This window comes from Pseudomonas nitroreducens TX1 (genome assembly GCF_000313755.1).
Lineage (GTDB): Bacteria > Pseudomonadota > Gammaproteobacteria > Pseudomonadales > Pseudomonadaceae > Pseudomonas > Pseudomonas nitroreducens_A.
This window is the reverse complement of sequence record NZ_AMZB01000069.1, coordinates 21,448-30,092: the sequence shown is the minus strand read 5'-3', so window position 1 is coordinate 30,092 and position 8,645 is coordinate 21,448. Positions and strand designations below refer to the sequence as shown.

The 8,645-nt window shown below is 65.7% G+C and carries 7 protein-coding genes; 1 reads left to right on the top strand and 6 read right to left on the bottom strand.

Going from position 1 to position 8,645, the window contains the following annotated elements; all coding sequences use genetic code 11:
- Nucleotides 1–73: 73 nt before the first annotated feature.
- On the bottom strand, nt 74–877 hold the full coding sequence (locus tag C167_RS0102755) for an SDR family NAD(P)-dependent oxidoreductase (RefSeq protein WP_017516729.1): 804 nt from the start codon (nt 875–877) through the stop codon (nt 74–76).
- Nucleotides 878–1,211: 334 nt separating this feature from the next.
- Between C167_RS0102755 and C167_RS35360 the strand changes: the two genes are divergently transcribed.
- Nucleotides 1,212–1,349, top strand: a complete 138-nt coding sequence (locus C167_RS35360) for a PSPA7_2676 family Cys-rich small protein (RefSeq protein ID WP_327134163.1) — start codon at nt 1,212–1,214, stop codon at nt 1,347–1,349.
- A gap of 80 nt (nt 1,350–1,429) precedes the next feature.
- On the opposite strand, the gene peaD is transcribed toward C167_RS35360, so the two are convergent.
- The 5 genes from peaD to ccsA form a co-directional block, all read right to left on the bottom strand.
- Nucleotides 1,430–2,563 (bottom strand): quinohemoprotein amine dehydrogenase subunit beta, encoded by a 1,134-nt coding sequence (gene peaD / locus C167_RS0102750; protein ID WP_017516728.1) that lies wholly within the window; start codon nt 2,561–2,563, stop codon nt 1,430–1,432.
- Between the two features lie 59 nt (nt 2,564–2,622).
- Nucleotides 2,623–2,946 carry a quinohemoprotein amine dehydrogenase subunit gamma gene (gene qhpC, locus C167_RS0102745; RefSeq protein WP_015477047.1) on the bottom strand — a complete coding sequence of 108 codons (324 nt, stop codon included), beginning with the start codon at nt 2,944–2,946 and terminating at the stop codon, nt 2,623–2,625.
- Nucleotide 2,947: 1 nt separating this feature from the next.
- Complete coding sequence (gene peaB / locus C167_RS0102740; RefSeq protein WP_017516727.1) at nt 2,948–4,378, bottom strand: quinohemoprotein amine dehydrogenase maturation protein; 1,431 nt, start codon at nt 4,376–4,378, stop codon at nt 2,948–2,950.
- A gap of 76 nt (nt 4,379–4,454) precedes the next feature.
- Nucleotides 4,455–6,026 (bottom strand): quinohemoprotein amine dehydrogenase subunit alpha, encoded by a 1,572-nt coding sequence (gene peaA, locus C167_RS0102735; protein WP_037005947.1) that lies wholly within the window; start codon nt 6,024–6,026, stop codon nt 4,455–4,457.
- Between the two features lie 340 nt (nt 6,027–6,366).
- A complete protein-coding gene (ccsA, locus tag C167_RS0102730; protein ID WP_017516725.1) occupies nt 6,367–8,550 on the bottom strand; it encodes a cytochrome c biogenesis protein CcsA in 2,184 nt (727 codons plus the stop codon).
- Nucleotides 8,551–8,645: the final 95 nt, after the last annotated feature.

Here is an 8,645-nt window from a genome sequence, read left to right as displayed (position 1 = left end):
CGCCATGCCTGGCGCACCATAAAAAAGCCCCGGCGCACGGCCGGGGCAAGCTTTTCGCCACTCAGTTACTCGATCAAACCACCACGCCATAACGCTGCGCCGGGGCGCTGCGCGACAGGTTCGGCGCCATTTTCAGGCGCGCGGCGGTGAAGGCTTCGAACTCACCCGCATCCGGCAGCGCCGGCAGGGTCACCACTTCGCCCAGCGCCAGGCCGGCCAGGGCGGCGTCCACCATGTGGTTCACGTCCATCAGCATTTCCGCCGGCAGTGCGGAAATGTCGGTGCCGGCACGGTCCCAGATTTCAGTGCGGGTAGCGCCCGGCAACACCGCTTGGATGCGCAGGCCCAGCGGCGCCAGCTCCTGCTGCATGGACTGGGTCAGGTTGAGCACGAAAGCCTTGGTGGCGCTGTAGCTGCCGTTGAACAGTTCCGGCGCCAGGGCCAGCACCGAGGCCACGTTGATGATGGTGCCCCGACCGCGTCCGGCGAAAGCCTTCGCAGCAGCGCCGGCCAAGCGCGCGGTGGCGATGACGTTCAGCTCGATCATGCTTTCCAGGCGGTCCAGGTCGGTTTCAAGCAGGGTGCCGTTGATCGCCACGCCGGCGTTGTTCAGCAACAGGCTGATGCTCGCGTCTTCGGCCAGACGAGCCTCGATGCGGGAGCGATCTTCGCGGCGGGTCAGGTCAGCCTTCAGGACATCCACCGAGACGCCGTATTCCTCGCCCAGGCGCGCAGCCAGGGCATCCAGGCGTTGCTGGTCGCGGGCCACCAGCAGCAGGTCATAGCCCTGGGCGGCGAGGCGCTGGGCGTAGGTGGCGCCGATGCCGGAGGAAGCACCGGTGATCAGTGCGCGGCCCAGTTCGGATTTGGCATTCATGGTTCTTTCTCCAGGAGGCGTTCGCCCCGCTTGCAACGTTGAGTGGGCCTGGTGGCCGTCTGGAATGTCCGGCCACTTGAATGGTGGCCGTCATCTGAAGACTTATATTATGCTCATAATATTACCTGTCAAGGCCCTCGCTTCGGTGGCGACCAACGGCCAGGAAGTCGCTGGAACACTCAGTGGCGGGCGTCAGGCGCCATCGGGCAGTTTAGGTTGCCCATTCCAGAGCACGCGCGAGAGGCTCGGGACGTCTCCACACAAGAACAAGCCCGGAGCGTCACCTGCACCCTGCTGCCTGTCTAACGAACCGGAGCGATCCGGAGGAGGACACATGCGATTGCGCTGCATTTTTCTGGGATGCGCTTGGGACGAAGGAACTCTGACCGAAGTCGGCCGCGTGTCGATGCTGTGCCAGCGCTGTGCGCGCTGCGGTGCACAGCGGTACCTCAGTCCCGCGCCGGAAGTCTGAGCCACAAGCGACACTGCCCGGAGCACACAGGTGCGCCGGGCAGTTTCATTTCCGCAGGCGGGCTGTCCGTAGGCCAGACCTCAGTTGGCCACGAACGCCTGGCTGGTGGTGATCGCCATGTCGCCGCCGGGCAGCTTCAGATCGCCGAGGCGCTCCAGGCTGTCGGCGTCGAAGATCGCCACATCGTTCAGGGTGCCGGTCAGGTACAGCTTGTTGCCGGCCTTGTTGGTCGACAGGCAGTAGTAGGAGTGGTCCAGGTTCGCCGCCTTGACCAGCTTCTGCTGCTTGATGTCGTACTTGGCCAGGCGGTTCAGCACGCCGTAGACGATGTTGCGGTCCTTGGCCGAGCGGATGCCGCTGAAGTACACCTCGGTGACCGGGCCGAAGTCGACGGTCTCGGTCTTGCCGGTGGCCAGATCGATGTTGAAGAAGCCGTAGAGGAACTCGGCCGTGGCCATGTCCTGCTTGGCGTCCTTGAACTTCGCCGTGGTGTAGAGCAGCGAGAAGTCACGCGGGTAGGTCTGCTGGTTCCACACGTAGAGCACATCTGGCGGCGCGTAGTTGGGGCGCTTCCAGTTGCGGCTCGGGATGACCACGTCGAACTTGCCGGTCTTCACGTCCACCTTGTAGATGTCCGGGCCCGCCACATAGAGGGTACCGTCGTCGCCGCTCTGCATGATGGTCAGCTGGCGCGGCGCCGGGAAGGTGCGCACCGGCTTGGCCCCCATGCCATCGGCTACCGAATAGACCTGCAGGCGCGGCTGCTGGACCTCGTAGTGCTCGGCGAGGATCAGCGTCGGGTTGGCGATGGCGTAGATTTCCTTGCCGTCGTGGCTGACGGTCATGGAGAACATCGCCCGCGCGTTCTCGCCCGGCTTCTGCGCGATAGTGGCGTGGAACACCGGTTTGCAGTCATCGAGCTGGATGCCGTAGATGTCCGCGTAGTGGTTGCTGAGGATGTAGACGGTCTTGCGGTCCGGCGACAGCTGGGTCATGCCCGGACCGTAGGCGCCGGGGATGGTGCAGGTCTTGAACAGCTTGTCGGTCTGCATGTCGATGACGTGCAGGTTGTTCGGATAGTTGGTGCTGATCAGGTACTCGTGGCCACTTTCCAGCGCTTTGCCGGTGTCGGCGCCGGCATCGGCGGCGACGGCTTGCAGCGCGCAGGCCAGCGAGAGGCCGCCGAGCGCGGCGGCGAATGCTTTTCTGGACATGCAGGTTTTCCTCTTGTTCTTCTGGTCCATGCTCTTTGGGCCGATATTCGTCAGTCCGGTCATTTGTCGTCCGGGAATACGGTGCCGAGGTTGCGCCAGTTCTCGGCCGAGGCCTGCGCATCCTTGTTCCAGTCGGGGTAGGTGCTCATCATGTCCGGCACCTGGGCCGGCCACCAGCAGGGGTCGGAGCAGCCGTAGAGGTCCGCTTCCATCGGCTGGCAGAGCGAAGAAACGCCGCCGAACACGTCGACTTCCCAGCCCGGATCGGTGGTGGCCGCGCAGCCGGCCACGGAGTTCATCGCCACCACGTCCTCGATGCGATCCTCGGCGGCGGCCTGTTCGAGCTTCTGTGCTTTGGTGTTGATCGCTTTCAGATGTTTCATGTCAGTGCGCCTTCCGCGGAGTGATGTGGCGGTCGATGAAGCTGGGGTTGGAAGCCATGATCCGGCTGTAGACCTCGATACCGAAATCGACCCAGTCCCTCATCAGTTCGCAGTAGTGGTAGGTGGGGTGCGCCGGGTCGCCGTAGCGGGCGTAGCTCTCGTGGTAGCAGCCGCCGGAGCAGAGGTTGCGGATATGGCAGCTGGCGCAGCCGGTGTCGGTGCGGTCCAGGCGCTGCGAGAGAAACTCGTTCAACTCGGCCTGCTTCACCCCTTCATGCACGTTGCCGAAGGTCGGCAACGAGGAGCCGGTGAAGCGGTGGCACAGGTTCAGCTCGCCCTTGTGGTCCACGGCCAGCATCTTCAGGCCGGCACCGCACGGCAGGGCTTTCTTCTGCCCTTCATGGATGTCGGTGATCAGCTGGTGCAGGTTGGAGAAGCCGATGTTGCGCCCTTGCAGCGCCTCGTCCAGGTAGCGGCGACCCAGGGCCTTCATACCGGCGAAGACCTCCTTCAGCTCGTCCCCGGTGAGGTTGTAGCTGCTGATGTCGCCGGAGGTGACCGGGGCGAAGCCGACTTCGGCGAAGCCCATCTCGTTGAACAGGTGGTTCCAGATGGTCTCGACGTCGGTGACGCCGGTGGTCAGGGTCACCCGCGCGCCGACCGGCCGCGCGGTATAGCGCGACAGCAGCATGTCAGCCTTGCGCCGAACCACGTCATAGGTGCCCTGCCCGCCCACGGTGATGCGGTTGCGGTCGTGCACCGTCTTCGGTCCGTCGATGCTGATGGACAGCCCGAAGCGATGGGCGTTGAGCCAGTCGACGATTTCCTCGGTGAGCAGCGTGGCGTTGGTGGTCATGACGAAGTCCACCGTCTTGCCCAGCTCGCCGAAACGGCGCTCGCAGTACGCGACCATGTGCTCGATCAGCGGACGGTTGGACAGCGGCTCGCCGCCGAAGAACACCACGGTGTAGCGCGGCTCGTCGGGGGATTCCTGGATCAGCATTTCCACCGAGGCCTCGGCGGTCTCCGCGCCCATCTTCTTGCCGGCGGAGGGCTTGTCCAGGTCCTCCTTGTAGCAGTAGGTGCAACTGAGGTTGCAGCCGGTGTTGACGTTCAGCACCACGGTGTTGAGCGCGGTGCGATCAACCTTCTTGATGCCGATTTCAGGGGTCAGCGGCGAGCCGTCGCTGACCAGCTCCAGCGCGATCAGCTCGCGCAGGGTCTCGTCGATGTCCTCGGCGGCGAAGCGCCCGCCCAGGCGCTGGGTCAGCTCGTCCGGCGAGCAGGCATGCCCGCGCAGCGCGTCGATGATCCCGCCGGTCAACTCGTCGCTGGCGAACAGCGAGGAGCTGGGGATGTGGAACAACAGGCGGTCGGCGTCCACCTGCACTTCATGCAGGTTGCGTTCGACCAGATTCAAGATGGCGCCCATGGCGACCTCCCGGAACTCTCAGAATGTGCCCGCCCGCAGGCGGGACTCACGCGTTCGGTTCATCCGACTCCGACGGTTACGGAATCGGCGGGTTGTTCCAACGCTGCACGGTGACGATCATGTGCCCTTCGCCCTTGTGCGACTGGCCAGCGTCGTCCACCGCGGCAATCACCTTCAGGTTGCCGGCGTTGTTGGTCATCATCTTGCGCGCCGGGTTCGGGCCGGCGTCGCCCGGTGTGAAGATGCCGCTGTCGGCGTCCATCACCCCGGCGTACTTCACGTCCTCGTCTTCCTTGGCGCGATCATCGAACGGCTCGACCGACCACTGTGCGGGGAACACACCGATGCGGAACGGCTTGCCGTCGGCACCCTTGCCCCAGGCCTCGGCGTCGAAGCTGCCCTGGACCTTGGGCGTGGAGCCGCCATTGCCGCCGATACGGGAAATGGAGAACTCCGGCGCCACCTTCACTTCGGCGATGTCCTTGTAGACGGCGAGGCTGCCGCCCTTGGCGCTGCCCACGGTTACATCGCGCTCGCCGGCGGCGGCCGCATCGCTGGCCTTGACCTTGACGGTCACGCGCTCCGGAGTTTCGGAGACTACCGAGACCACCTCCACACCCTTGCCGAACGACGGCTTGCCCTTCAGGCCGGTGCCGACCACGCTGACTTCGGTCTCCGCACCCGCCTTGATGTAGGCTGGCTGCACGCCCAGCACGTGGCTGGTGCCGTCCTTCGCCGCGACGAAGTCCAGGCCGCGCTCATCGTGGGCCTTGTCGAACATGCGGCCCTGCATCTGGCCGTCGAGGGCGGCGAATACCTGGCGCAGGGTCACGTCGCCGACTTTCACTGCGCCGCGCCATTCGTAGCCGTTGTAGAGCACCGCGCTGCCCTCGCCGCTGAACGGCGAGCCGTCGGCGTACTGGCCTTTCACGCTGACCTTGAAGGCGTCGTCGCCGTCCTGGCTCACGCTCATGCTGCCGGCCAGGTCGCCCTTGCCCGGCATATGCCCGGCGAAGCTCCAGTTACCGGCCAGCGACTCGGCCTTGGGCCGGTTCTTCTGCCAGTCGGACCAGGCCTTGCTGTCGAGCGGGTAGCGCTTGGCGAGCTCGGGGACCATCTCCTTCTTCGCCAGGTCGAACCAGTCGCGGTCTCGGGCCAGGGCCTGGTATTCCAATGACGGCCAGCGGCCGAGGTGGAAGTTCACCAGCTTCTCCCACTCCGCCGCCGGACGGCGCTGCAGGGCGATGCGCGCACCCGAGTGACAACGGGCGCACATCTGCTCGAAGTTGGTATCGAATTTCTCGACGGTGTTCAGCCGGCGCTCGAGGGCGTAGCGCACGCCCTCGGTCTCGCTGGGCGCCAGGCCCTGCTTGTCGGCGAGGAACTTGACCACCGCACGGCGTTCCTCGTCGGTGATCTTCAGGCCGTACATCACCTGCATGCGGGCGATACTCATCAACCAGCCTTCGGGGGTCTTGCGCTGGTGGCTGATACGGCTGAGGGAATTGTTGCCTTCGGGCGTATGGCACGCCTGGCACTTGGCGTTGATGATCGCCTGGCCTTCGGGTGCGGCCTGGGCCGTCTGGTGCAGCGCAAGGGCCAGTGCGGCCAGGGTTCCGGCACCCAGATAGTGCCGAAGTCGTGTCATCTTCAAGGTCAGGCCTCCTCGGTATTCTTGTTGGTTATTGGCGCCCACCGATGGGCTAAGAACCTGCTTGCGATCTGCTGCGCGTCGGCAAAACTGCGTTGAAATCGATCTCGGGATGCTCATTTACAGCGAGTAAACTCCGCTCCCTCACCCGATTTCGCCTTGTTCTGCTCTAGCTCGCAAGATCGCCAGCAGATTCCAAGAGCGAGCTCTTGAAAGCGGTTTAGCAGGTTGTGTGCCACTCCTTTGCAAACCCCGCCGAATCAGGCCTTCGGCGGTATCTGCCAGCACGCCCGGTGGATGCCGCCGGGGTTGCGACGTCACATTTCGCGATTGCTGTCTAACTCTGAGACAGGGCCTGTGAGACACCCTCCAAAGCAGTATGGTCCGGCTTGCGCAAAGCGCCGCCCGCCGGGAGCATCAAGGCGCCGAACAGCATGGTGATCAGGCCGACCCAGACCAGCGAGAGGAAGGGGAAGCGACGCACCACCACCACGCTCTCGATGTCGTCGCCAGGTTCCTTGAGCAGACGCGCCGAGGCCGGCACCCAGATCTGCAGATCGCCGCTCCAGCCGCGGACGATGAACGGATGCAACACGTAGCCGCGGTCCGAGGCGAAGCGCGCGTAGTGGTAGTCGAGGATTTCGCAGAGCTGGCGCACGGGCCCCTGGTAGGCCGGCGGGTTGCCCCGGCTGTCCTGAAACAGCGCGTGGCCGGCCAAGGTCCGCTCGCCATCGCGCAGCTCGACCTTGGCCACCGCGTGGTAACCGGAGAAATCCGGCCGGCTGGAGTCCGGCGAGACGCGCATCTGCATGCCGCCGATCACCGCGTGCCACTGCTCGAGCGAAGTGCCCGGCGGGATGCTGATCTGCTGGTAGCTGTTCAGCGCCGTGGCCGCGAGACCGCCCACCAGCGCGATCACCGCACCGCCGTGCACCAGCGCCAAACCGCCGCTGTAGCGCAGACTGCCCACTCGGCGGCTGCGCCAGAGACTCTGCGCGCCCCAGAGCACGCAACTGCCCATCAGGAAAGCGCCGCCCAACAGCGCCGCATCCAGCCACGGCAGCACCCGCACGATGTTCTGCGAGAGCATGCCGTCGCCGTTGTAGCCGCCGCTCAACCAGCCGCCGCGCCAGCCGGTCCAGACCATCACGACGGCCACCAGCACTGTCGCCAGCAGCGCCAGCCGGGGTCGGCCGCAACGGCGCAGGAAGCTGTAGCCGCCCATCAGGCCAATCGCCGCCAGCAGCGGTACGACCCCGTGCGCAAGGCCATAGCCGTTGACGTCCCACTGGTCGAAGGCCCGGCGCAGACTGTCCATCTCCGCGGTGGTGGCCCAGGCAGTCAGGGTTTCGAAGAAGGGTTTCAGCTCGCTCGGCCGCTCCACGCCCAGCCATTCATACAGATGCGCCTGCAACAGCGCACCGAGGGCCAGCAGGCCGGTGCCGGCGAACAGGTAGATGGCCACGTCCAGCGTCCAGTCCGAGGCGCCGCGCCGACGCCCTGCCCGCTTGCGGGCCCGCCACCCCGCCAGCAGGTGGAAGGTCGTGAACGCCAGCAGTATCGCCGCCAGAGCCAGATGGCTGAGCCAGGATGTGGTGCCGATGTAGCGGTGCGAGCTGGCCAGCACCGTGCTGCGGGTCACCGCCATGGCGCCGCAGGCCATGGCCGCCGCCAACAGGCTGAGCACTGGCAGCAGACGTGCGTAGGCGCCGTCCGCGCGCCAGCGGCGGGCACCGTGCAACACCGCGCCGAGCAGCGCCCAGATGATGAACGCCGAGGTCTGCACCGGGTCCCAGTGCCACAGCTGGCCATAGGTGAAATCCTCCATGGCCCAGGCCATGCCCACGCCAATCCCGGCGCTGAGAATCAGCCAGGCGCGGCGGCTGTAGCGCGGCATCACCCAGGCGTAGGCATGTCCGCCTCGTCCCAGCGCCTCCAGCGCGGCACCGGCCGGCGCCAGTACCCAGGCATAGGCGCAGAGAATCAGCGGCGCATGCAACGACATCCAGAAGGTCTGCAGATGGGCGTTCATGCCCTGGCTCGGTTGCGCTGCCAGCCAGTCCTCCGGCGTGGCGCTGAAGGGCCCGAGCCAGGCGGCAGTGGCGACATACCAGGCAGCGACCAGCGCCATACCGCGTCCTGCCCATCCAGGCAGCGCCGCGCTGCGCAGGGCGATTGCCATGCAGAAGGTCGCCAGCAGCAGGACAGTACCTTCATCGCCACCCCAGAGGTTGGAGAACTTCAGGTAGGCCGGCAGCGCCGCGCTGCTGTAGAGCCATGCATAACGCAGCTGAAAGTGGTCGGCGATCAGGTGCAGGCCAAGCGCAAGACAAGCGCCGCACAGCGCACCAAGCACAACCGGCCACGCCGGCCCGCGCCACTCCGAACGGCTGGCACCCAGGGCAATCACCGCCGCCAGAGCCCAGAGCAACGCATTGCCCGCGCCGGGCAGCAGCCACAGCAACAGGCAGATCAGTGCGGCAGCGAGCGGCCCCGCAATCCACGGCAACGACGGGTGCATCCTCTTCAAGCCAGGCCTCCTTGTGCCGCGCCGACGTGGCGCCAGGCGTAACCCCGAGCTCTTCACGTTGCGTGCCAGAGGGAAAAACCCTTGTG

Bases quoted from the DNA above. Each gene is read 5' to 3' on its own strand.
- C167_RS0102755 (WP_017516729.1), bottom strand. From the start codon at position 877: ATGAATGCCAAATCCGAACTGGGCCGCGCACTGATCACCGGTGCTTCC.
- C167_RS35360 (WP_327134163.1), top strand. From the start codon at position 1,212: ATGCGATTGCGCTGCATTTTTCTGGGATGCGCTTGGGACGAAGGAACT.
- peaD (WP_017516728.1), bottom strand. From the start codon at position 2,563: ATGTCCAGAAAAGCATTCGCCGCCGCGCTCGGCGGCCTCTCGCTGGCC.
- qhpC (WP_015477047.1), bottom strand. From the start codon at position 2,946: ATGAAACATCTGAAAGCGATCAACACCAAAGCACAGAAGCTCGAACAG.
- peaB (WP_017516727.1), bottom strand. From the start codon at position 4,378: ATGGGCGCCATCTTGAATCTGGTCGAACGCAACCTGCATGAAGTGCAG.
- peaA (WP_037005947.1), bottom strand. From the start codon at position 6,026: ATGACACGACTTCGGCACTATCTGGGTGCCGGAACCCTGGCCGCACTG.
- ccsA (WP_017516725.1), bottom strand. From the start codon at position 8,550: ATGCACCCGTCGTTGCCGTGGATTGCGGGGCCGCTCGCTGCCGCACTG.